Source organism: Indolivaga capnocytophagoides (assembly GCF_036511535.1).
In the GTDB taxonomy this organism is placed as follows: Bacteria; Bacteroidota; Bacteroidia; order Bacteroidales; family Dysgonomonadaceae; genus Dysgonomonas_A; species Dysgonomonas_A capnocytophagoides.
Genome location: NZ_AP028867.1, coordinates 4,673,351 through 4,696,811, shown reverse-complemented (window position 1 = coordinate 4,696,811; position 23,461 = coordinate 4,673,351). Strand labels below are relative to the sequence as shown.

The following is a 23,461-nucleotide window of genomic DNA, read 5'->3' as shown; positions in this document are numbered from 1 at the left end:
GCAGCTTTTTTTAATTTTGCAAGAGTTGATGCGTATTTTTTTGAATTAAAATAACCTGACAACTGTAAATAACTAGTAGCTCAGTATTTAAGAAATAAAAAAAGCAGAGTAATTTTATTTACCCTGCTTTACATTCTATGATATCGACTGTTTATACATTGTAAGTAGAAGAAGATGTGTCTCCACCGTGACCTGTCCAATTTGTATGGAAGAATTGTCCGCGAGGTTTATCAATTCTTTCATAAGTATGAGCTCCGAAATAGTCTCTTTGAGCTTGCAGTAAGTTCGCAGGCAATCTATCGGAACGTAATCCGTCGAAATAATTAAGAGCAGCAGCCAATGCAGGCACTGGCACTCCATTGAGTACAGCTTGTGCAATAACTTGTCTCCAACCATCTTGAGTTTGTTCGATTTTCTCTTTGAAGAATGAATCAAGGATCAAACTTGGTAAGCTAGGATTCTTGTCAAATGCTTTTTTGATATCTCCTAAGAATGCAGAACGGATAATACAGCCACCTCTCCACATAAGAGCGATACCTCCATAATTAAGGTTCCATTTGTATTCTTTAGCAGCTTCCATCATCAGATTGTAACCCTGAGCATACGAAATAATTTTAGCTCCGTACAAAGCCATTTTCAGATCGTCAACAAATTTCTGTTTGTCTCCTTTGAAGCTTGCTTTAGTTCCGGTAATTTGTTTCGAAACTTCTACTCGGAATTCTTTCTGAGCCGATAAGCAGCGAGAGAATACCGATTCGGCAATTAGAGTAAGCGGTATACCTAATTCTAAAGCCGAATCTACAGTCCATTTACCAGTCCCTTTTTGCCCGGCAGTATCAAGGATAGAATCAACTAGAGCATTTCCGTTTTCATCTTTGTATGCAAGAATATCTGCTGTTATTTCTATTAAATATGAATTAAGCTCTTCAGTATTCCATTTTTTGAAAACTTCGTGTTGTTCATCAGCACTCATTCCCAATAAATCTTTCATTAATTGATATGCCTCTGTTATGATTTGCATATCTCCATACTCAATACCATTGTGCACCATTTTCACAAAGTGTCCGGCTCCACCTTCGCCAACCCAATCACAACAAGGTTCACCATCGACTTTAGCGGCAATCGATTGAAATATGCCCTTTACATAAGGCCAAGCAGCAGGAGAACCTCCGGGCATCATTGAAGGTCCTTTCAATGCACCTTCTTCACCACCCGATACACCTGTACCTACATATAACAGCCCTTTGCTTTCTACATAAGCTACTCTACGGTTAGTATCGGTATATAGGCTGTTTCCTCCATCTATAATAATATCACCTTCTTCAAGATGAGGTAACAACAATTCGATGAAATCGTCAACAGGCTTTCCAGCTTTAACCAACATCATCACTTTTCGGGGACGCTCAAGAGATGCGATAAGTTCTTCAATAGAATGTGTGCCGATAAAATTCTTTCCAGCTCCACGTCCATTGACAAAAGCATCTACTTTCTCCACTGTTCGGTTATATACAGCTACGGTATAGCCTTTACTTTCCATATTTAACACGAGGTTCTCACCCATCACGGCAAGACCAATCAATCCTATATCCGCAAGTTTTTTCATATTATATTATTGATATATATTATTTGTTATAACAATCGGTTTTAGTATGTGTTTTCATTAATTTTTTAATATTTGCTAAAGTTAATCAATAGTTTTGAATTTAAGCCCAATATAATAGATAGAAACTATTTATATCAATTGCTATCTTATAGCAATCATCTTCTTATCACGTTATCTACATGATACATAATATATTGTACACTTCCCTCCAGCAGAACAAGCTTCCTAAAGAGATAAAAAGCACCCTATTTATGTTAAATTGAAAAGTAATTCTATTTATTTTATTTCATTATGATAATTTACTCTATATTTGCATTTCAAATTGACATTAATAAAAGTAGTGATATAATTTTAAGTTCTTCTATTATTAATTATTGAATTATAGCTTCTGCCTAAATAATAGATTTACGCAAAAAAAAATTGAACAAGTGTTATTACAGTGTTTAAAAGATTCGTTTCGATTTTCGGTTATTTAAAAGAGTGGAGTTAACAGATAATAAGTGGATAATTTATTTAATGTTACCCATCTGAACCTATCAGCGTAACAATTATGAAATAATTTCTTCACATAAGCTTATTGTAAATGCAATATATCTGTAAAAAAAATATAAGTATTTAGCATCGCATTTAAAGTTTTTTTAAGGCATATATTATAATATTAATCAACAGGTAATTATGGTAAAGAGAATCAGTCATTACTTATCACTAATTTTGTTAGTGGTTTCTATTACTGTTAACGCACAGGTTACGACCTCGTCAATGAGTGGTAAAGTAACTGACGTAAACAATGAAGTTATTATCGGGGCTACAATCCAGGCTCTTCACGTTCCTTCCGGGACTTCATACGGTGGAGTAACCAATACTGACGGACGCTACACAATTCAAGGAATGCGTGCCGGAGGTCCTTACAAGGTTACAATCTCTTATGTGGGCTACGAAACAAAGGTCTTTTCTGAATTAGTCCTAAAATTAGGAGAAGCCACAAACATTTCCACAGAATTAAAAGAGTCTACAGAGCTAAAAGAAGTTGTAGTACTAGGTAGATCCGGTGTAGATGCAAATAAAACGGGAGCCGCAGCAAGTATAAATGCAGCGCAAATAAATAACATGCCTTCTATTACTCACGGTATAGCAGATGTTCTGAGACTGAACCCTCAGATAAGTGTAAGTTCGTCGGGAGCAATGTCGTTCGCTGGTGTTAACAACCGTTATAACAGCTTTCAGATTGATGGAGCTATGAATAATGATGTTTTTGGGTTAACATCGAATGGATCGAATGGAGGGCAAGCCGGAACCCAGCCGGTATCAATGGAAACGATTGACCAAATACAGGTTAATATAGCTCCATTTGATGTTCGTCAATCAGGATTCACAGGAGGCGCTATAAATGCCATTACAAAATCGGGAACCAATAATTTCCATGGATCTGTTTATGGTTATGGAAACAATCAGAATCTGATAGGAAATAAATACACCCTGATGAATGGCAGCAACAGTGAAAAATATGACAAGCAGAAAGAATATCAAACAGGTATTACTTTTGGAGGTCCTATCATTAAGAACAAGTTATTCTTCTTTACAAATTACGAAAAAGCAAGCAAAACATATCCAAATGGCTATGGACTGGGAGCTTCTGCATCAAGCATCACTCCTGCACTAGCTGAAAGTATTTTAGCGATAATCCAAGCTAAGGCTCTAGAACAAGGAGTTACTTACAATGGAGGCTTCAGTAATTCTGATGTATATACTAAATCAGACAAAGCAAGTGCAAAATTAGATTGGAATATCAACGATAAACATAAAGCCTCTTTCCGTTGGAGCTTGGTATCTGCAAAGCAATTAAATAGCACCAGTACAGCTTCTAATCTCAACAGTTCTGACTATAGCTATGACTTTATATCTAAAACAAATACATTTGTTGCAGAATTACAAAGCCGTTTATCAAACAATTTAAGCAATGAATTCCGCGCATCTTATGTTCGCGCAAGAGATCAACGTGATCCGGGAAATCCATTTCCTATGATAAGCATTTCCAATGTAGGAAACGGAACTTTAAATATAGGTAATGAACGTTCATCAATGGCTAATTCTCTTGATCAAGATATATGGTCATTTACAGATAACCTTACTATATACAAAGGAAATCATAACATCACATTAGGTACACATAATGAGTTCTACAATTTTGCAAACTTGTTTATTCAAGATGCATATGGAACTTATTATTATAATAGCGTTGACGATTTTGTTGCAGGTAAGATCAATCGTTATCGTTATGGACAAGCCAATGTTGATGTAACAGGTGATCCTCTATGGAAAGCATCTTTTGGTGCCGGACAATTGGGATTATATGCGCAAGACAAATGGAATGTATCAGATAAACTAGATATTACTTTAGGGCTTCGCATGGATATTCCTTTGTTTTTCGATACTCCAGCTGAAAATGCAGGTTTCAACGATTATTCAACACAGCAGGGTTGGGGTTACAAAACAAATCAAAAACTAAGTAGTACACCTATGTTCTCGCCCCGCGCAGGATTCCGTTGGAATGCTGATGGTCACAATAAACTTGTACTTCGGGGTGGAGCAGGTATCTTCACTGGTCGTATTCCTTTTGTATGGTTGAGCAATAACTTCTCTAACACAGGTATACAGTTATCGACATACAATACAACTTCAACTGGAAACCTATCTCTGATATTGGATCCTAACAAGCAATCTGAAAATGCGAGCAAGCTGGCAGCTTCTGGTGCTCAGACAATCAATGTATTTGATAAAGATTTCAAATTTTCTCAGAACCTACGGTTCAATTTAGGTTTAGACTTCGAATTGGGAGGCATCAACTGGACAGCAGAGGCTATATATTCTAAAACACTGAATGATATCCTTTATCAAAACAAAGCTTACGATGTTAATGGTAAAACTTTAGGTGGAACTATCAGCAGTTTGGATTTTGATCAACGCCCAATGTTTTCACGGACAACTACCGGAACAGATTATGCTTACATATATGCATTATCAAATACCAGTAAGGGTTACTCGTATAACTTATCTTTGAAAGGTGAAAAGAAATTTGATTTCGGTTTGGATCTGATGGCGTCATATACCTATACACGTTCTAAATCACTTAATAGCGGAACTTCTTCTGTAGCTCAGTCAAACTGGAACTACAACTATACAAGAAGCAATCCGAATGATCCGGAATTAGGATTTTCTGCATTCAATTTCCCTCACAGAATCAATGCATCTGCCTTCTACCACAAAACATACGGATCAGGATGGACAACAACTGTTGGCCTTATCTATTCAGGCTCATCTGGTGCTCCTTATTCAATATATTATAATGGAGACCTAAATGGCGACAGTTCTAATGGTAATGACTTGATCTTTATCCCAACAGATGCACAAATAGATCAAATGCCATTCTTAGCTACCAGTGCTTATTCTGTTGATGCTCAAAAAGCAGGAATGAAAGAATGGATCGCCAAAGATTCTTATTTAAGTAAACACCGCGGAGAGTACTTTGACCGTTATGCAGACAATGAAGATTTTGAACATCACTTCGACTTCCACTTGGCTCAAAAATTCAGCTTTAACGCAGCTGGTACAGTACACTCTATAGAGCTTTCATTCGATATTATGAACGTTGGTAATATGCTTAATAAGAAATGGGGACGCTATGCGGCTGCCGGAGGCTCTTCTACTTATTACAGCCCTATCACTTATAATAGCTCCACATCTCAATTCCAATTCTTACATGATGGAGACTACAACATGCGTTCATACAGCGATTATTATTCTCGCTGGAGAGGACAACTTGGTTTGAAATACACTTTCTAATCAATTAATATAGTTAAACAGTAAAAGCCGATTACTTAAAGTAATCGGCTTTTTTATATCTTAATTTTAAAAGAATCTGCTTTTAGAGAAAGATGAAGATCAGCATTTTATGTTCAGTTCATTCAGCACTAATCTTATTTTCTCGAAAGTGGTGATACGAGTAGGAACTAAAGGCAGTCTTAACTTATTCTCTATATATCCCATCATATTCAGCATGGACTTTACACCGGCAGGATTACCATCGATAAAAAGCAAACTAAACAATTCACTAAAACCATGATGTATAGTCAATGCACTCTGATAATCTCCGTCTAAAGCAAGGCGGGTCATCCGGCTAAATTCTTTCGGAAAAGCATTGGCTATAACTGATATAACACCTATTGCACCTAATGTAATAAGAGGAAAAGTAATTCCGTCATCGCCCGATATTACATCAAATGATTCTGGTTTACGCTTTATTATATCATCCATCTGGGTCATATCTCCGGATGCTTCTTTGATAGCAACCACATTCTTAAATTCATTTGCTATACGTAAGGTTGTTTCGGCAGACATATTCACACCTGTCCTTCCCGGAACATTATACAGTATAACAGGCAGTTTAGATGCTTCGGAAACAGCCTTATAATGTTGATATATACCCTCCTGCGAAGGTTTATTATAGTATGGAACAACTGACAGTATAGCATCTATTCCGTCAAAATTGCCATTCTTCAGGTAATCTACTATAGCACGTGTATTATTACCTCCGGCTCCGAGTATAATAGGAATCTTCCCATTAACCCGATTAACAACCAATTCGATAATATTCTTTTTTTCGTCTTCTGTAAGGGTTGGAGTTTCAGCTGTTGTCCCCAGTATTACAAGATAATCTGTATTATTCTGAATCTGGTAATCAACAAGTCTGGTCAGAGCATCATAATCAACACTCTCATCGTCCTTAAACGGAGTAATTAATGCAACACCTACACCTCTTAGATTTATTCTTGACATAAATTATATTCTTGTCTTGTTTGGCTGTTGGCTCTTCTGTTTCTTGAAAATTACGGTAAAGTTAATCAATATTTAAACTTACCGCATCTGAGCCAGATAAATTTTTAGCTGTTCGTATGCTTCCGTTAGCGTTTTATCATTTTCACGATAAAACACAAAATCATAAACCTTATACTTCACCTCAGATGTTCCGATACAAAAACGACTCTTATTTCGAACAAGGAGAGACAACAAATAATTGTCTTTTTCGGCAGATAAATCTATCAGTGTATCATATTTTTCATTCCCGAATTCGGTAAATACACCGGAACGTATCGCCTTCATCCAGCTTAGATCTTTATTTAAATCTACAGTCTTCACCCATTCGGGTAATGTTATACCGAATATTTCGCCCTTCGATATTTTCGGCAAGACAGTCCACGCGGATACCGATTTACCTGCTCCTTGCAGGTCAGCGGCAACAGACTGCACATCTTCCCAATCTTTGATATCAAAAAGAATAAGTACATTCTTTATTTTATCGAAATTCAGAAATTGGTGCTCACGCTTATTATTCTTTAGTTCCGATTCTATACTCTTTTGTATGAAGTATTCAAACATAAGCAGATTATTCTATCATTTTCAAAAATTCATCTTCATTGAGAATGGCAACGCCTAATTTTTGGGCTTTCTCTAATTTCGCAGGTCCCATATTGGCTCCGGCAAGTAAATAATTTGTTTTAGCAGAAATAGATCCGCTGTTTTTCCCTCCGTTCGCTTCTATCAATCCTTTATACTCATCTCTCGAATATTTCTCAAAAGTCCCACTAATAACAATAGTCAGCCCTTTTAATTTGTCAGAACCCGAAACGGATGTATTTTGCTTTTGTTCGAACTGAATGCCGAAACTTTTCAGTTTATTAATAATCTCGATATTTTCTTCTTTGCGGAAAAAGTCAACTACACTCTGCGCAATCCTTTCTCCTATCTCATCAACCTGAACCAAATCTTCTACAGTCGCCTGCTCCAGTAAATCAATAGACGGAAAAGCCGCTGCTATTTTTTTAGCGACTGTTTCACCAACATATCTGATTCCCAATGCAAATAATACCCGTGAATAAGGTACTTTGTTAGAATCAGCAATACTGTCAATCAGATTTTTCGCACTCTTTTCAGCCCAACGTTCCAGTACCGCTACGTCTTCCCACTTCAATGTGTATAAATCAGCAACATTACGGATAAGTCCTGCATTGAACAAATGTTCTACAGTTTCCGAACCTCCCGATATATCCATTGCCTTACGGGTTATATAATGTTCAATCCGCCCTTTTATCTGAGGAGGGCATCCCATATAGTTGGGGCAATAAAATGCAGCTTCGCCCTGATCTCTTACCAGTTGTGTATGACATTCAGGACATTCATGAATAAACTCAACCTTCAGGCTACCGGGTTTTCTGAGGGAGGTTTCAACTTTAGTTACCTTAGGAATAATCTCTCCACCCTTTTCAACATAAACCATGTCTCCGATATGCAGATCTAAAGCTTCAATCGAATCGGCATTGTAAAGAGAGGCCCTTTTTACGGTAGTACCCGATAGTTTAACTGGCTGAAGATTAGCCACCGGTGTTACCGTTCCGGTACGTCCAACCTGATAAGACACAAATAACAATTCGGTTAATTCTTGTTCGGCCTGAAATTTATAGGCAATAGCCCAACGTGGAAATTTGGATGTGTAACCTAAATTCTTCTGTTGCAAGAGGGAATTTACTTTTAATACAATCCCATCGGTTATAACAGGTAAATTTTTTCGCTCAACATCCCAATATTTTATAAAAGCGAAAACTTCTTCTATTGTCGTACATTTTTTTGTAGCATTGGAGATCTTAAAGCCCCACTCTTTCGCCTTTTGCAGATTTTCGTAATGTCCTCCTGTTGGTAAATTCTCACCCAGCATGTAATACAGATAAGCATCGAGTTTTCTGGATGCTACAATTTTAGGGTCCTGCAGCTTCAACGTTCCGGATGTAGCATTACGAGGATTGGCAAAAAGCGGTTCTTCCTGCTCTGCTCTCTCCTTATTCAATTCATCAAAAACTTTCCAAGGCATAAGAATTTCACCCCGAATCTCAAATTCAGCAGGATAATCCGTCCCTCTCAGCACCAAAGGAATACTTCGAATGGTTTTTACGTTGGCTGTAATATCATCTCCTTTAACCCCGTCTCCACGAGTAACAGCCTGTACCAGCCGCCCGTTTATATATGTAAGGGAAATAGATGCTCCATCGTATTTCAATTCACAGACAATCTCGAAGGTATCGTTCAGGTCTTTTTTGACACGGTCGAAAAATTCTTTTACTTCTTCTTCCGAATAGGTATTACCTAAAGACAACATCGGATATTTATGGGGAATCTGTACGAAGTTTTTGGTTAAGTCACTGCCCACACGCTGACTTGGAGAATTGGGATCGGCAAATTCAGGATGAGCCTCCTCAAGTCGGGTAAGCTCCTTCATTTTCTGATCGAACTCAAAGTCCGAAATAGTTGGGGTAGACAATACATAATAGTTGTAATTATGTAGATTCAGTTCTTCTCTCAAAGATTCAATATGCTGTCCGATGGATTCCATGGGTATCTGTTTCTGATATTTTTTGATAGAATACAAAAATAAGAATTAATTTGAATTAAGTCTGCAGCCCTTTTTATTTACAGACGGAGAAAAAGGCTCTGCTATTCAAAGCGATTCTCTCATATCGTAAATGTGAGGACATAATAGTCCGTAATAAAATACTGAATATTAAAACAAAGCTGTCGCTCTGTATAAAATTCACGTGATGTTAAAACTCCTGCTGCAGCAGGAGTAAATGAATTGATCAGAAAATCGTTTTTCAACTCAACACCTTCCATACTTAACGCCTTATACATCGTTTCTTTTGCCGACCAATGGAGTAAAAGATGGATTATTTCGTTTTCGGAATCGATAAATTCCTTATCGGAAATAAAGCGGGAACGTATTCGTTTTACCCGATCAGATATATATTCTATATCTATACCGAGATACTCCGAATGCGACAAAATAACAGCTGCATATCCTTTTGTATGACTGATAGATATATTAAGAGGATAATCTCTGAGATACGGTTTACCATTCGACTGATATTCTATTTTTGCAGAACGATCTATTATATGAGACAATAATACCCGTGTTGCAGCAATTTCGAGAAGACGGCTTTCGGAATGATATTCCTGACGCAGCGTATCAGACTCTTCTTTTTCAAGCTGAGATAATAGAGTATCCGCGGATTCTGTTATCTTCCAGACCCCTAATATATATTTAGAATTTGTTTCTTTATGAATCAGCATTAATATTTTAATTTAACTCATCCTTGTAGTTTACTCTCACGAATATACGAAAAGAGATGATACCTTAAAAACGAATTCATCGCTCATACAACTCAATCGGTAACCCATCGGGGTCACTGAAAAAAATAAACGATTTACCTGTATATTCATCAACTCTGATATCTTCGTGAAGAATCCCTTTCGAATCCAGTTCTCTCACAGAATCTTTAATATCATCAACGGCAAAAGCCAGATGCCTCAACCCTGCGGCCTCGGGATAAGACAAACGTTTGGGAGGATCGGGGAAAGAAAATAATTCGATCAGATAAATCCCGTTCAGAGACAAATCTGTTTTATATGAATTTCTTTCTTCCCTAAAATATTCAGCTTCTACTTTAAAGCCCAATACATCTGTATAAAATTGTTTGGATTTAGAGTAATCCGAACAAATAATTGCGATATGGTGTATACCTTGTAATTTCATTTAAGGATGCAAACCTATTTATAGCCTTGGCAAGTATAACAATCAGAGTTCGTTATAACTTGAAAACATATTATTAAATACCTCATATTACTTAAATATTCTTCTTTGAAAGAAACGAATGTAACAAAAAATACATCATTCTGAATAAAATGACTTATATCTTCTCTATTTTTGACCAGAAATTAGTGTTTGTTTTACAATAATTAATTATATCTTCGTGTCAGAGCTCGGGACTCTTTCATTTGATCAGAATCCTTATAAGCAACTGAAAGTATTTAATGATATATTTTAACAAAATAATTATCTGATGCTTTTACATTCGTCTAGTCAATAAACAGGTCTGAGACCTTAACCACTTAATTAATACACATGAAAAAAATCCTTACCACAGTTTATGCGATTTTGTTAGTTACATTCTCAGCATCATCACAGAATTCGGATGTTTCGATCCGTGTCTATCCCGAAAAGGGAAATCAAGTTATCAGCAAACACATTTACGGTCATTTTGCAGAGCATCTGGGGTCGTGTATATACGGCGGACTTTGGGTTGGGGAGAACTCTCCGATACCGAACACCAAAGGTTATCGCACAGATGTGCTTGAAGCCTTAAAAAAGCTGCAAATACCCAACCTGCGCTGGCCTGGAGGCTGTTTTGCAGATGAATACCACTGGATGGACGGAATAGGTCCTCGTGAAAAAAGGCCGAAGATGGTCAACAACAATTGGGGCGGCACTGTTGAAGACAATAGCTTCGGCACACACGAATTTCTTAACCTTTGCGAATTATTAGATTGCGAACCTTATATCAGTGGCAATGTCGGCAGCGGAACAGTTGAAGAACTTGCCAAATGGGTAGAATATATGACATCTGACGGAGACAGCCCGATGGCAAATCTGCGCCGTCAAAACGGACGTGAAAAACCTTGGAAAGTAAAATACCTTGGTGTCGGAAACGAAAGCTGGGGATGCGGAGGCGATATGCTCCCTGAATATTATGCAGATCTGTACCGCAGATATGCTGTATATTGCCGCAACTTCGACGGGAACCAGCTTTTCAAAATAGGCAGCGGTGCCAGCGACTATGATTATAACTGGACAGATGTACTAATGAAAAAAGCAGGTAATAAAATGAATGGCTTATCGCTTCATTATTATACTGTAAAAGGATGGGGTAAGGACCAAAAAGGGTCTGCAACCAACTTTACCGATGAAGACTACTACTGGACACTAGGTAAATCGCTCGAAATAGAAGAAGTCATACAAAAACATATGTCTATCATGGACAAATACGACAAAGACAAAAAAGTCGGTCTGATGGTGGACGAATGGGGTACATGGTTTGAAGTCGAACCCGGAACCAATCCCGGATTTCTTTATCAGCAGAATACAATGAGAGATGCTTTTGTAGCAGCACTAACGTTAAACACCTTCAACAAATACGGAGACCGTATACAAATGGCTAATATTGCTCAGGTTGTTAATGTTTTACAATCAATGATACTAACCAAAGACGATAAGATGACCCTAACTCCTACATATCATGTGTTTGATATGTATAGAGTACATCAGGATGCGACCTATCTACCTTTGGACATTATCTCTCAAACTAAAGAAATCAGAGGACGGAATGTTTCTTTAGTGAATGCTTCGGCTTCAAAAAAAGACGGACTGACTCATATTACTTTAGCGAATATAGACCTGACCAATTCTCAGAATGTCAATATAGATTTATCAAATACGAAGATATCCAAAGTCAGCGGACGTATTCTTACTTCAAAAGATATACATGATCATAACACCTTCGAAAACCCGAATCTGGTACAACCCCAGACTTTCAACGGCGCAAAAATCGTAAATGGAAAACTGAACGTTCAATTACCGGCTAAATCTATTGTTGTTCTCGAAATACAATAAAGGAATCAGATCTGTTTTATCTCTTTTTATCTATACGGAAAGGGACGAATTAATTAACAGCGATCAGTTAGCACTGAAACAAATACCAATTGAAAGGGGAAAAGGTGTCATTCGAAAAAGTGCAATTTTAGAGTAACCTTTGTTACCTTTTAATTATGAGCAATTATCTGACACGAACAGGTAAGGTTATAAAAGGAAAAAGTAACACCCCAAAGCGTACACAAAGTGTGTAACCTTTGTTACCTTTTTCAAAATTGATAACTGTTGACTGATCACTGATTTTTGTCTTTTTCGATAAATACTCATTAATAAGCATTTATATTATAGAAAACAATGAAAAAAATTATATTCCTGATCAGTATATTTATACTGACCACGTTATATACAACTACAGTATCGGCACAAGCCGTAGCCAATGCTCCACAGTCGGCATACATATTTGCGTATGCCACCACCAAGAACAACGGACACAACGGGCTGCATTTTGCATGGAGTTTAGATAAAGTCTATTGGCATAGCATCGGACCAGAACACAGTTATATGAAAAGTGATTATGGCCCTTGGGGTAGTCAAAAGCGTATGCTCGCTCCATTTCTATTTCAAGCAGCCGATGGTGTATGGCACTGCATCTGGAGCCTGAACGAAAGGGACGGAGTTTTTGCTCATGCGGCATCACAGGATCTTGTTACATGGAAAAGACAATCTTACCCTGAAGTCATGGAAGGCAGTAACTGCTTAAATCTTCAAATTACCCCCGATAAAGCTGCCGGATCGTATCAAATATCGTGGATTAGCGACAAAGCATCAGCCAAACAAGCCTTTGTCGTAACAACCAAAGATTTCAAAAATTATTCTTCAACAAAATCTATAAATACGCCAGCTCAGGATTTAAGAACTTCTGTCATTATAGACGGTACAGCCGAAACAGGAACAGTTCATTCTGTCTCATGGAGTATTGTGGATGGACTCATCAAAAGTCAAAAACTAGCAGCCTATAACAATTCAATCTGGTCGGAACTCGCAAAAGACGATCCTATCCGATTTGCATCTTTGAAACCATTTTCTGTAAACATATCTGTCGATGCTTCAAAAAGCAAGAAGATAAGCGACCTGCTTATCGGTGCATTCTTCGAAGATATTAACTATGCGGCAGACGGAGGACTGTATGCTGAGCTTATTCAAAACAGAGACTTTGAATATACTGTAAGCGACAAAAAAGGCAGAGACCAAAACTGGAACAGCAAGTATGCATGGGACGTATCCGGAAATGGCATCAGCTTCTCTATTGACTCGGTTTCACCCATACATATAAATAACAAGCATTATGCAGTTCTGAATATCAGCCAGCAAGGTGCATCTTTCACGAATAAGGGATATGACGGAATTGCAGTAAAAGGAGGAGAAAAGTATTATCTTTCACTATTTACCAAAGTTCTCAACGGAAAAGGAGGAAAACTATCCATTCGCTTGAAAGACAAAAATGGCAAAACCGTTGCTGAAAGTCAGATTAAAACAGGCTCTACAGATTGGAAAAAGCAAGAAATAATTCTATCTGCTAAAGAAACATCAGCTGAAACTATTCTCGAAATAACCCCTGAATTTACGGGTAAAATTGCACTTGATATGGTTTCTCTATTCCCACAGAACACATTCAAGGGACATCGCAATGGACTACGTGCCGATCTGGCACAAACTATCGCAGATATACATCCCCGATTTGTCCGTTTTCCCGGTGGCTGCGTGACTCACGGCGATGGATTACACAATATCTACCAATGGAAAAATACAATCGGGTCTCTTGAGTCTCGTATCTCACAAGGCAATATCTGGAATTACCACCAATCGATGGGACTGGGATATTTCGAGTATTTCCAATTCTGCGAAGATATGGGGGCAGAACCTCTGCCTGTAATCGCAGCCGGAGTGCCCTGCCAGAATTCAGGAACGGGAGGTGCAGGCCAGCAAGGCGGCGTACCTATGGAAGAAATGGGACAGTATATTCAGGATATTCTCGATCTGGTAGAATATGCCAACGGAGATGTAAAAACCACATGGGGTAAAAAACGTGCCGAAGCCGGACATCCCAAACCATTCAATCTGAAATATATCGGTATAGGAAATGAAGATCTTATTACAGATGTTTTCGAAGATCGCTTCACAATGATATACAACGCTTTAAAAGAAAAGCATCCCGAAATTACAGTTATCGGAACAGTAGGTCCATTTTGTGAAGGTACTGATTATGAAGAAGGATGGGACGTAGCAAGCAGGTTGCATGTACCTATGGTAGACGAACATTATTATCAGACTCCGGGCTGGTTTATTCACAATCAGGATTTTTATGATAAGTACGATCGTTCTAAATCGAAAGTCTATCTGGGAGAATATGCATCACACGTTCCGGGAAGACATAACAATATGGAAACTGCTTTGTCGGAAGCTTTGTATATGACTTCGCTCGAAAGAAACGGCGATGTGGTAAGTATGAGTTCTTATGCTCCATTGCTGGCTAAAGAGAAATATACCAACTGGAATCCCGATTTGATCTATTTCAATAATACAGAGGTGAAACTAACACCGGGCTATTATGTGCAAAAGCTATATGGCCAAAATGCAGGAAATGAATATCTGCCTTCGATAATCAGCACGAATGAAACCAATAACTCGGCCAAGGTAAGAGTCGGCAAGTCGATTGTCCGTGACAACAAAACGGGGGATATTATAATAAAACTGGTAAATATGCTTCCTGTGGCTGTAGATACCAAAATAAACATGGGAGACATATCTATTACTGATATCAATGCCCTGAAAACAGTACTACAAGGACAACCCGATGACAAAACACCGACTCCGGTAGTATCGGATTTTAAAGTGGGAAAAGAGTTTAACAATGAACTTCCACCCTACTCGTTTACTGTAATCAGAATAAAAGCCCAATAAGTAAAAAAGAAGACTGCCTCATTGAGGTAGTCTTCTTCATATAATAGTCGAAAGCGTTCTAAAAGAACTTTGTTTAAAATCATAATAACCAATACAAAGGTTAATGAGTACTTTTCGAACGCTTTCTTTATCTTATACAGACAAATCCTTTTTGGGAAACGATACTTTAAATGACCCGTGCTTGCAGTCCATACAACTGGACGATACATCTATAGAGCCCGGTATCTTTATATTTCTTAGGAAACAAGTATCGGTACCTCTCTGACAACCATATATACACAACACATTATCTTTGAAGCTCAATCTGAAATCGCCTTCATGAAATCCGGGAGCATACAATTCGATTCTGAATTCGTCTTTATTATCAACATAGCTTACTGACGAATAGCACCCGTGATGATAATCTCTTACTTGGGCTTGTTCCAAAGGTGGTATTAAAGGTCTACTCTCCATAATTATTATTGATTGAAGTTTGTACATATTTATAACAAACAATCAGTCGAAATTGATTACCTAAATTTCCGCAAAAAAGGATAAAATGTACTTAAAGAAGTGAAAAACTAACGGGAAGTAAGATCTCAGATCTATTTATTGGCGATCCTAATGTAACAACAACAGGCAGTTATTACCTTAAATCACGTCATTAATATTTTCTGCTACTTATAAGAAGATAAGCACTTCATATACTTAAAATACCTCATAATCTAGGATTATTAATATTTTATCACGTTCTTTGCATTATAAAGAATCATTCTAGATAAGATCAAGAGTAGATGGCAAGCATGAGTAAGGTTTTAGCAGTTGCAGAAACATCATATATTATCCGAAAAGGATTGGTATATGTACTTTCTCAGTTACCTATTGTAGCAAAAGTAGTAGAACTCAAAGAATTAGAAGACATTAATTATCAATTAAATATACTTAAACCGGATGCCCTGCTTATCAATCCAATGCTATTGGGACATACTGCAAAATCCGATATAAAACAACATCTCAGTCTCGAGAAAAGCATTCCGGTCATAGCTTTGGTTTATAATCTTATCGATGAACGATTCTACCAATCATACGATGCCTTGATCAGAATTAATGATTCTGAATCTAAAATAGAAGAGGTACTATCGACCGCTCTCAACAAGGATCATATGAAAAAGACCGATCAGGAAGAGTTGAGCGATAGAGAAAAAGAAATATTAACCAGTATCGTAAAAGGCATGAGCAACAAGGAAATAGCCGAATTTCATAACATATCGATACACACCGTCATTACACACCGCCGGAATATCGGCCGAAAATTGGAAATACACAGTGTATCAGGACTTACAATCTATGCTATATTAAACAAATTGGTAGACATTAAAGACATAAAGCTATGAGCAATATTACAGTAAAATATAATAAGAAGATGAAAATGTCAGATCTTATTGATGCTGATTATAAATTGCTGCTATTACTTACCCGCCTGAAATTCTCTTTGGGATTCGGGGATAAAAGCGTCGAAGCCGTATGTCAAAAATATAATTTCGATGCAGAATGCTTCTTGTTTCTGGCTAATTTCCAATCAAACAAATCGATTGTCAATATACACGAAGTATTTGAAAAGCTGCCACTGGCACCCTTCTTATACTACCTGAGATGCTCCCATGAATACTTTCTAGAAAAGAGATTACCAAATATCAGAAGAAAACTGAAACTAATTTTCGTTGACTCGGAAAAAGAACTCGAAAATCTGGTATTAGACTTCTTTGACAATTATATGAAAGAAGTACAGGAACATATGATGTATGAAGACAACACTGTATTTCCTTATGTGCAGTCATTAATAGAAAAGTCAAATAAAGATAAATATTCGATCAATATATTCGAAGAACGCCACAATGATATCGAGGCTAAAATGACAGACCTAAAGCGAATATTAATGAAGTATGTTTCAGGAATAAAAGACCAAACATTAATGACCAATATTTTGCTCGAATTGTATATGTCGGAAGAAGAACTTGCCGCTCATACTTACATCGAAGACAAACTGGTAATACCACGTGTAAAGAAAATAGAAAAGCTATAAATGCTTTGTATCACGATCCTACACCGAATTACCATCAATAGTATTAATGCTAACGGTGTAATGAATTATACCACTATCAAGAAAGCAAACTTTGATGATTATATGAACTGGGCAGAGGGGATCTTTCTCTTCTGCCCATTTTTGTTTATCTATAATCTATGTAAAAAGAGTTATTTGAACAGCCGGAAGATATTCTGCGGAGAATTACTTACAAACGAACAAAGCTGAAAATACAAAACAGTCTTGTTTTTGTCATTGTTCCACTTTTAAAGATAGTACACTCATATAAAGACATAAAAAAGGTAACACCGGTTTGAAATAGTTTCAATAGTGCTACCTTTTAATATAAATTATTACTCTTCGGGAGTAGAATACAGATGCTTAATAACCTCTGATAGCTTTTACTCCGGGAAGAACTTTTCCTTCGATAAATTCAAGCAATGCTCCACCACCTGTAGATACATAAGATACCTGATCCGCCAATCCAAATTTATTCACACAAGCAACAGAGTCACCACCTCCAACGAGAGAAAATGCTCCATGTTTAGTAGCTTCTGCAATAGCTTCTGCAATAACTTTTGAACCATGAGCGAAATTATCAAACTCGAATACACCTACAGGACCATTCCAAAGGATAGTTTTCGAATTTTTGATTACTTCAGAAAATTCAGCTTCACCTTTTGGACCTATATCAAAACCAGACCATCCGTCAGGAATATTAGCAGCATCAGCAAACTGAGAGTTCGCGTCATTAGCAAACTTATCTCCGATCTTAGCATCCGATGCCAATACAAGGTTTACATTATTAGCCTTAGCTTTAGCCATTATTTCCTTAGCAAGATCCAGTTTATCGTCTTCGCAAAGAGAGTTACCGATTTTTCCGCCTTTAGCTTTTTCGAAAGTAAACGCCATACCACCACCGATGATCAGATTGTCGACTTTAGATAGAAGGTTTTCGATAATATCAATTTTAGAAGAAACTTTAGATCCTCCGATAATTGCTGTAAACGGACGAGCAGGATCTTTCATGATTTTTTCGACTGCATCCACTTCTTTTTGAAGCAGGTAACCAAACATTTTATGATCTGCATCAAACAAGTCGGCGATAAGAGCTGTAGATGCGTGTGCACGGTGAGCTGTACCGAAAGCATCATTTACATATACATCAGCGTATGAAGCCAATGTTTTAGTAAATTCTTTCTGTGATTCTTTCACCGCTTTTTTAGCAGCAGCCTTCACTTCATCAGAAGCATCATCAGCTAATCCTCGAGGTTTTCCTTCTTCCTCTGCATAAAAACGAAGGTTTTCAAGAAGAAGAGCCTCTCCGGGTTGCAAAGCAGCAGCTTTCATAGCAGCCTCTTCGCTTGCACAATCACTTGCAAACTGAACATCTACACCTAAAAGTTTAGACACATGAGCAAGAATGTGTTTCAATGAATATTTATCTTCAACACCTTTAGGGCGACCCAAATGCGATGCAATAATAGGACTGCCGCCATCAGCGATAATTTTTTTCAAAGTAGGCAGAGCTGCACGGATACGTGTGTCATCAGTGATGTTAAAGTCCGCATCAAGAGGCACATTAAAGTCAACTCTCACAAAAGCCTTTTTACCGGCAAAGTTAAATTTGTCAATTGTTATCATAACTTTTTGAGTTTAAATATATTTAAGGTCTCAGACCTATTATTATTCTTAGAAAGAATCACTCATTCAGTAAACAGGTTACCGATAATCACAAAATAAGCGATACAAATATACAAAATTATGTATTAGATATTTTACCATAAAATTAAAAAGAGCGGTCACTTATTAAAAAATAAATAAACCGCACTTATTCTAACTTTTCATTGGCGTCTATGCCTCTTCTTCATTTTTCTTTTTCGAAGGAAGGTATCCCCAGATAATACCAATTACGAGTAAAATTAAAACAGGCTTCAACCCGATTTTATTCCATAATGAGGGGCTTGGACTATCTTTTAATTCGATATTAAACTCCTTCGAAACTTCGGCTAGTTCCGTCTCATTAAATTCATAATAAGTTTTTTCGTCATCCGACACCAAAACATACTGGGCATCACTGTAATTCCAGACAGGCATCCAGAATAAGCCGAACTGCTTATACATAATACCTATATTAAAATGTGTACCATCTTCCATTCTTGCATCCGTAGGTAGTTTCTCCACAATCTCCAGATTAGGTCCATCATGATAAATAATAAGACCTTTGGCCTCTACGTTCTGTGAGATTACTAAGAAGAACATCACAAAAACAAATAAAATAAGCTTTTTCATTAAAAAAAATTGTTTAAAAGTGTTGTTGAGTACTAACAATAGAATTGAGACACAAAAGTATAAAAAAAGTCTAAATCAAAAACATAAAAAACATAACCATCTAAATATAAACAAATTGAACTAACCACCAATAAAATCTGAACAAACAGAAATACATTTCGAAATCAAACACAAAGCTTCAAACACAATAAATAATTGAAGATATAATACCTTCTCTTTTTGTCATTATTAAAAATAAGCCTTATTTTGTGCTTTTCTTATTAATTAGTAAGCCTACGAAAAGAAAAACGAGCTATGTCAGAAGGCATTGCAGAGGACTTTAAATACCTCTTACAATACAGCATTTACAGCTTAATCTTTTTTAACGACAAAATATTCATTCTGACATTTAACATTTATAAATTTGTCAGGCTTTTTAGGTAAAACCAAATAAAAGTAAGTTTTAATGACATTCTCAGAGAGAAGATGATTGATTGTCATTATTAATGATATAAATAGTAACAATAATATAACTAATAATATTTTCTACTTATGGCTCAAGTTGATATTCGAGAATTGAATGAACGGATCGAAAGTAAGAGTGCGTTTGTAAACATGATAACAATGGGAATGGACAAAGTAATCGTCGGGCAGAAACACCTTGTCGAATCTTTGTTGATTGGATTATTATCTGATGGACACATCCTTCTGGAGGGGGTTCCCGGACTTGCAAAAACCCTTGCAATCAAAACATTGGCTTCTCTTATCGAAGCTGACTATCATCGTATACAATTTACTCCTGACTTACTTCCTGCCGATGTTATCGGTACTATGATCTACAGCCAGAAGAATGAAGAATTTTTGGTAAAAAAAGGTCCCATCTTTTCTAACTTCGTATTAGCGGATGAGATCAACCGTGCTCCGGCAAAGGTACAGAGTGCCCTGCTTGAAGCAATGCAGGAACGTCAGGTTACAATTGGTGAAACAACTATGAAGCTGCCCAAACCATTCCTTGTAATGGCAACTCAAAACCCGATTGAACAAGAAGGAACATATCCTCTGCCTGAAGCTCAGGTAGACCGTTTCATGCTGAAGGTTATCATAAACTATCCGAAGAAAGAAGAAGAAAAATTAATCCTTCGCCAAAACATCCTCAATCAATACGAAGAAATTAAACCGGTAATGAAGGCCGACGAAATCATCGAAGCCCGTAAAGTGGTAAGTGATGTATATCTGGATGAAAAAATAGAAAAATATATTGTCGACATTGTTTTTGCCACACGTTTCCCTGCTGATAACGGACTGCAATCACTTAAAGGGCTGATTGGTTTCGGGGCATCACCTCGTGCATCTATCAGTTTAGCATTGGCATCGCGCGCTTATGCATTTATCAAACGCAGAGGATATGTAATCCCCGAAGACGTGAGAGCTGTATGCCACGATGTATTGCGTCACCGTATCGGACTGACATATGAAGCGGAAGCAAGCAACACAACATCTGAAGAAATCATCAGCGAAATCTTAAATAAGATAGAAGTACCGTAAATCAGTCAACAGTCGACAGTTAGCAATCCAGTATGGTAAATAATAGTCTGGTTTATGATAAAGCTTATTCTTTTGCTATCAGAATTGTGAGAGCATACAAATTCTTAAATGAGAAGCAAGAGTTTATTTTATCAAAACAACTCTTAAGATACGGAACATCCGTAGGAGCCAATATTGCCGAAGCAAATGGTGCAATATCTGATGCTGACTTCTCTGCTAAAATAAGCATTGCTTATAAAGAGATACTCGAAACTAAATATTGGCTATCATTGCTTAAGGACACAGAATATCTATCTCTTGATATTTACGATAGCATATTTGCTGATGCCGACGAAATAGCTAAAATAATATATTCGATTCTAAAGACGAGTCGTATAAAGAAAGAAAACTGTAACTATTAGTTGTTGACTGATAACTGATAACTGATAACTGTTTTTATGGAAACAAGTGAATTACTAAAGAAAGTACGTCAGATAGAGATTAAGACCCGTGGATTGTCCCGCAATATTTTTGCAGGACAATACCATTCTGCATTCAAAGGAAGAGGGATGGCTTTTTCGGAAGTTCGGGAATATCAATTCGGTGACGATATCCGCGATATAGATTGGAATGTAACAGCCCGTTATAATAAACCTTTCATAAAAGTATTCGAAGAAGAACGGGAAATGACTGTTATGCTCTTGATTGATGTATCGGGCAGTCTCGACTTCGGTACGCACAATCAAACGAAACGGGATATTGTAACTGAAATGGCTGCTACTCTGGCATTTTCGGCAATACAAAACAACGACAAGATCGGTGTTATATTCTTCACCAATAAAATTGAAAAATTCATACCTCCGAAAAAAGGGAAAAAGCACATCTTATACATTATTCGTGAACTGATTGATTTTCAACCAACCAACACCCAAACAGATTTGGCGATGGTACTGAAATTTCTCACTAACGCCATAAAAAAAAGATGCACGGCATTTCTTATTTCCGATTTTCTGGATGTACACGACTACGATAATGCTTTGACCATAGCCAACAGGAAACATGACCTGATAGCATTACAGATCTATGACAAGTTGGAAACGGAATTGCCTGCAGTTGGGCTAATAAAAATGATCGATGCAGAAACAGGTGAAGATACATGGATAGATTCCTCAGCTAAGTCTGTTCGTGAACGCTATCATAGGCATTACCAGAAACAGTTGATGAAAGTAGAAATGGCATTTACCAAAAGCCGGGTCGACAGTGTGTCGATAAATACGGACGAAGATTATGTCAAATCACTGTTATCGCTCTTTCAGAAAAGGAATTACATGAGATAAGGTCTGAAACCTTACTTTGTTTAGTATTAGATACAAAAACTTATGTTGAGAAATAAAACGCTTATATTAACGATCTTACTTTGCTGCGTATCCTTACTGCCATACACCATGTATGCACAAAAGGCTACTGCAAGAGTAAGCATCGAGCCATACGAGATTTCGATCGGGCAACAAGCGACTATCAGTTTACAAGTCATTGCTCCGAAAGGACGGCATATAGCTATGCCGGTATATGCCGACTCGCTAGTCACCGGTATAGAAGTACTGGCTATGCCCAAACCTGATACAACTTATGCGCATGAGGTGATGACTATAGTGCAGAAGTATGTAGTAACCTCTTTCGACTCGGCATTATACCATGTACCTTACATTCCTATAATTGATGGAAAAGATACAATCAAATCTAACGAACTTGGATTAAAAGTAATCACACCTCCCTTATCGGAAGCGACAAATGCGTATCTGGAACATTTGAAAGCAAATCCGAATGACTCCATCGTCTTTGACAAGTTAGGTGTATATGACATCAAACCTATTTTGCAGCCACCTTTCGTGTGGCAGGATTATCTGATATATATATTGGGTATATTGCTTATATTGATGGCAATTGCTGCTATTATAATAGGTATTTATCTGTACAAGCAAAAGAAGAAAAAAGGATATTTCTTCAAACCCGAAGTTATCAAACCGCCTCATGTCATCGCATTAGATGCGCTAGATCATGTAAAAGTAGAAAAACTATGGCAGCAAGGACGGGAAAAAGAGTATTATACTGAACTTACAGAGATACTTAGAAAATACATCGAAGACCGCTACCATGTTAATGCTTTTGAAAAGACATCCGATGAGATACTCGCTACCATAAATAACTTTATGGAGGCAGATTCGTCTTACGAGAGCCTGAAACAGATATTGAAACTGGCAGACTTTGTTAAGTTCGCTAAGTATAGACCATATCCTGACGAAAATGACTTAAGCCTGATCAATGCATACCTGTTTGTCAATCAGACTAAGGTAGAAGAAATCGCACCTCCTGCAAATGAAAATGGAGAATCTAAAAAAACTTCGGATGAAGAAGAACACGAGGAAAATATCAACTGGTCGATTTCTGAAGATGATATGATCAATGATCATAAAAATGATAAAAAAAACAAATAGGTCTGAGACCCTAAATT

At 37.2% G+C, this 23,461-nt stretch carries 18 protein-coding genes; 9 read left to right on the top strand and 9 right to left on the bottom strand.

Annotated elements, in window-relative coordinates; translation table 11 throughout:
• Window positions 1-151: 151 nt before the first annotated feature.
• Window positions 152-1,603, bottom strand: coding sequence for a decarboxylating NADP(+)-dependent phosphogluconate dehydrogenase (gnd, locus tag AABJ51_RS18990; RefSeq protein ID WP_338373825.1), 1,452 nt, complete (start codon window positions 1,601-1,603; stop codon window positions 152-154).
• A 675-nt stretch (window positions 1,604-2,278) separates the two neighbouring features.
• Here gnd and AABJ51_RS18985 point away from each other — a divergent pair.
• Complete coding sequence (locus AABJ51_RS18985) at window positions 2,279-5,443, top strand: TonB-dependent receptor (protein WP_026625311.1); 3,165 nt, start codon at window positions 2,279-2,281, stop codon at window positions 5,441-5,443.
• A 99-nt stretch (window positions 5,444-5,542) separates the two neighbouring features.
• Here AABJ51_RS18985 and dapA read toward each other — a convergent pair whose 3' ends face one another.
• The 5 genes from dapA to gloA2 all read right to left on the bottom strand — a co-directional run bounded on the left by dapA (window position 5,543) and on the right by gloA2 (window position 10,238).
• Window positions 5,543-6,436, bottom strand: coding sequence for a 4-hydroxy-tetrahydrodipicolinate synthase (gene dapA / locus AABJ51_RS18980; protein WP_338373824.1), 894 nt, complete (start codon window positions 6,434-6,436; stop codon window positions 5,543-5,545).
• A 78-nt stretch (window positions 6,437-6,514) separates the two neighbouring features.
• Window positions 6,515-7,036 carry a DUF6913 domain-containing protein gene (locus AABJ51_RS18975; protein ID WP_338373823.1) on the bottom strand — a complete coding sequence of 174 codons (522 nt, stop codon included), beginning with the start codon at window positions 7,034-7,036 and terminating at the stop codon, window positions 6,515-6,517.
• A gap of 7 nt (window positions 7,037-7,043) precedes the next feature.
• Window positions 7,044-9,041 carry an NAD-dependent DNA ligase LigA gene (gene ligA, locus AABJ51_RS18970; protein ID WP_338373822.1) on the bottom strand — a complete coding sequence of 666 codons (1,998 nt, stop codon included), beginning with the start codon at window positions 9,039-9,041 and terminating at the stop codon, window positions 7,044-7,046.
• A gap of 119 nt (window positions 9,042-9,160) precedes the next feature.
• Entirely contained in the window at window positions 9,161-9,775 is a 615-nt protein-coding gene (locus AABJ51_RS18965) for a 4'-phosphopantetheinyl transferase family protein (protein ID WP_338373821.1), read from the bottom strand.
• 76 nt (window positions 9,776-9,851) lie between these two features.
• Window positions 9,852-10,238 carry an SMU1112c/YaeR family gloxylase I-like metalloprotein gene (gene gloA2 / locus AABJ51_RS18960; protein ID WP_338373820.1) on the bottom strand — a complete coding sequence of 129 codons (387 nt, stop codon included), beginning with the start codon at window positions 10,236-10,238 and terminating at the stop codon, window positions 9,852-9,854.
• Between the two features lie 369 nt (window positions 10,239-10,607).
• Here gloA2 and AABJ51_RS18955 point away from each other — a divergent pair, with 369 nt between their 5' ends.
• Both AABJ51_RS18955 and AABJ51_RS18950 read left to right on the top strand, forming a co-directional pair.
• Complete coding sequence (locus AABJ51_RS18955) at window positions 10,608-12,152, top strand: alpha-N-arabinofuranosidase (protein ID WP_026625317.1); 1,545 nt, start codon at window positions 10,608-10,610, stop codon at window positions 12,150-12,152.
• 333 nt (window positions 12,153-12,485) lie between these two features.
• Window positions 12,486-15,092 (top strand): alpha-L-arabinofuranosidase family protein, encoded by a 2,607-nt coding sequence (locus tag AABJ51_RS18950; protein ID WP_338373819.1) that lies wholly within the window; start codon window positions 12,486-12,488, stop codon window positions 15,090-15,092.
• A 132-nt stretch (window positions 15,093-15,224) separates the two neighbouring features.
• Here AABJ51_RS18950 and AABJ51_RS18945 read toward each other — a convergent pair whose 3' ends face one another.
• On the bottom strand, window positions 15,225-15,545 hold the full coding sequence (locus AABJ51_RS18945; protein WP_338373818.1) for an Hsp20/alpha crystallin family protein: 321 nt from the start codon (window positions 15,543-15,545) through the stop codon (window positions 15,225-15,227).
• Between the two features lie 329 nt (window positions 15,546-15,874).
• Here AABJ51_RS18945 and AABJ51_RS18940 point away from each other — a divergent pair, with 329 nt between their 5' ends.
• The gene (locus AABJ51_RS18940; RefSeq protein WP_260200843.1) at window positions 15,875-16,465 is read left to right on the top strand and encodes a LuxR C-terminal-related transcriptional regulator; all 591 of its coding nucleotides are present in this window, start codon (window positions 15,875-15,877) and stop codon (window positions 16,463-16,465) included.
• A complete protein-coding gene (locus AABJ51_RS18935; RefSeq protein WP_026625322.1) occupies window positions 16,462-17,154 on the top strand; it encodes a hemerythrin domain-containing protein in 693 nt (230 codons plus the stop codon). Before AABJ51_RS18940 ends, AABJ51_RS18935 begins: the two co-directional genes overlap by 4 nt.
• Before the next feature lie 381 nt (window positions 17,155-17,535).
• On the opposite strand, the gene AABJ51_RS18930 is transcribed toward AABJ51_RS18935, so the two are convergent.
• Both AABJ51_RS18930 and AABJ51_RS18925 read right to left on the bottom strand, forming a co-directional pair.
• Complete coding sequence (locus AABJ51_RS18930) at window positions 17,536-18,798, bottom strand: phosphoglycerate kinase (RefSeq protein WP_134435865.1); 1,263 nt, start codon at window positions 18,796-18,798, stop codon at window positions 17,536-17,538.
• A gap of 210 nt (window positions 18,799-19,008) precedes the next feature.
• Window positions 19,009-19,446, bottom strand: a complete 438-nt coding sequence (locus AABJ51_RS18925) for a hypothetical protein (RefSeq protein WP_338373817.1) — start codon at window positions 19,444-19,446, stop codon at window positions 19,009-19,011.
• A 531-nt stretch (window positions 19,447-19,977) separates the two neighbouring features.
• Between AABJ51_RS18925 and AABJ51_RS18920 the strand changes: the two genes are divergently transcribed.
• From AABJ51_RS18920 to AABJ51_RS18905, 4 genes are read left to right on the top strand one after another with little or no spacing between them, the layout of a single operon-like run.
• Entirely contained in the window at window positions 19,978-20,970 is a 993-nt protein-coding gene (locus AABJ51_RS18920) for an AAA family ATPase (protein WP_134435863.1), read from the top strand.
• Between the two features lie 32 nt (window positions 20,971-21,002).
• The gene (locus tag AABJ51_RS18915) at window positions 21,003-21,371 is read left to right on the top strand and encodes a four helix bundle protein (protein ID WP_338373816.1); all 369 of its coding nucleotides are present in this window, start codon (window positions 21,003-21,005) and stop codon (window positions 21,369-21,371) included.
• Window positions 21,372-21,407: 36 nt separating this feature from the next.
• Window positions 21,408-22,286, top strand: coding sequence for a DUF58 domain-containing protein (locus tag AABJ51_RS18910; protein ID WP_026625329.1), 879 nt, complete (start codon window positions 21,408-21,410; stop codon window positions 22,284-22,286).
• Window positions 22,287-22,328: 42 nt separating this feature from the next.
• Window positions 22,329-23,444: a hypothetical protein gene (locus AABJ51_RS18905; protein ID WP_338373814.1), complete on the top strand. Its 1,116-nt coding sequence runs from the start codon at window positions 22,329-22,331 to the stop codon at window positions 23,442-23,444.
• Window positions 23,445-23,461 lie beyond the last annotated feature (17 nt).

Excerpts from the sequence above, each read along its gene's own strand:
- gnd (WP_338373825.1), bottom strand. The coding sequence starts at position 1,603 with ATGAAAAAACTTGCGGATATAGGATTGATTGGTCTTGCCGTGATGGGT.
- AABJ51_RS18985 (WP_026625311.1), top strand. The coding sequence starts at position 2,279 with ATGGTAAAGAGAATCAGTCATTACTTATCACTAATTTTGTTAGTGGTT.
- dapA (WP_338373824.1), bottom strand. The coding sequence starts at position 6,436 with ATGTCAAGAATAAATCTAAGAGGTGTAGGTGTTGCATTAATTACTCCG.
- AABJ51_RS18975 (WP_338373823.1), bottom strand. The coding sequence starts at position 7,036 with ATGTTTGAATACTTCATACAAAAGAGTATAGAATCGGAACTAAAGAAT.
- ligA (WP_338373822.1), bottom strand. The coding sequence starts at position 9,041 with ATGGAATCCATCGGACAGCATATTGAATCTTTGAGAGAAGAACTGAAT.
- AABJ51_RS18965 (WP_338373821.1), bottom strand. The coding sequence starts at position 9,775 with ATGCTGATTCATAAAGAAACAAATTCTAAATATATATTAGGGGTCTGG.
- gloA2 (WP_338373820.1), bottom strand. The coding sequence starts at position 10,238 with ATGAAATTACAAGGTATACACCATATCGCAATTATTTGTTCGGATTAC.
- AABJ51_RS18955 (WP_026625317.1), top strand. The coding sequence starts at position 10,608 with ATGAAAAAAATCCTTACCACAGTTTATGCGATTTTGTTAGTTACATTC.
- AABJ51_RS18950 (WP_338373819.1), top strand. The coding sequence starts at position 12,486 with ATGAAAAAAATTATATTCCTGATCAGTATATTTATACTGACCACGTTA.
- AABJ51_RS18945 (WP_338373818.1), bottom strand. The coding sequence starts at position 15,545 with ATGGAGAGTAGACCTTTAATACCACCTTTGGAACAAGCCCAAGTAAGA.
- AABJ51_RS18940 (WP_260200843.1), top strand. The coding sequence starts at position 15,875 with ATGAGTAAGGTTTTAGCAGTTGCAGAAACATCATATATTATCCGAAAA.
- AABJ51_RS18935 (WP_026625322.1), top strand. The coding sequence starts at position 16,462 with ATGAGCAATATTACAGTAAAATATAATAAGAAGATGAAAATGTCAGAT.
- AABJ51_RS18930 (WP_134435865.1), bottom strand. The coding sequence starts at position 18,798 with ATGATAACAATTGACAAATTTAACTTTGCCGGTAAAAAGGCTTTTGTG.
- AABJ51_RS18925 (WP_338373817.1), bottom strand. The coding sequence starts at position 19,446 with ATGAAAAAGCTTATTTTATTTGTTTTTGTGATGTTCTTCTTAGTAATC.
- AABJ51_RS18920 (WP_134435863.1), top strand. The coding sequence starts at position 19,978 with ATGGCTCAAGTTGATATTCGAGAATTGAATGAACGGATCGAAAGTAAG.
- AABJ51_RS18915 (WP_338373816.1), top strand. The coding sequence starts at position 21,003 with ATGGTAAATAATAGTCTGGTTTATGATAAAGCTTATTCTTTTGCTATC.
- AABJ51_RS18910 (WP_026625329.1), top strand. The coding sequence starts at position 21,408 with ATGGAAACAAGTGAATTACTAAAGAAAGTACGTCAGATAGAGATTAAG.
- AABJ51_RS18905 (WP_338373814.1), top strand. The coding sequence starts at position 22,329 with ATGTTGAGAAATAAAACGCTTATATTAACGATCTTACTTTGCTGCGTA.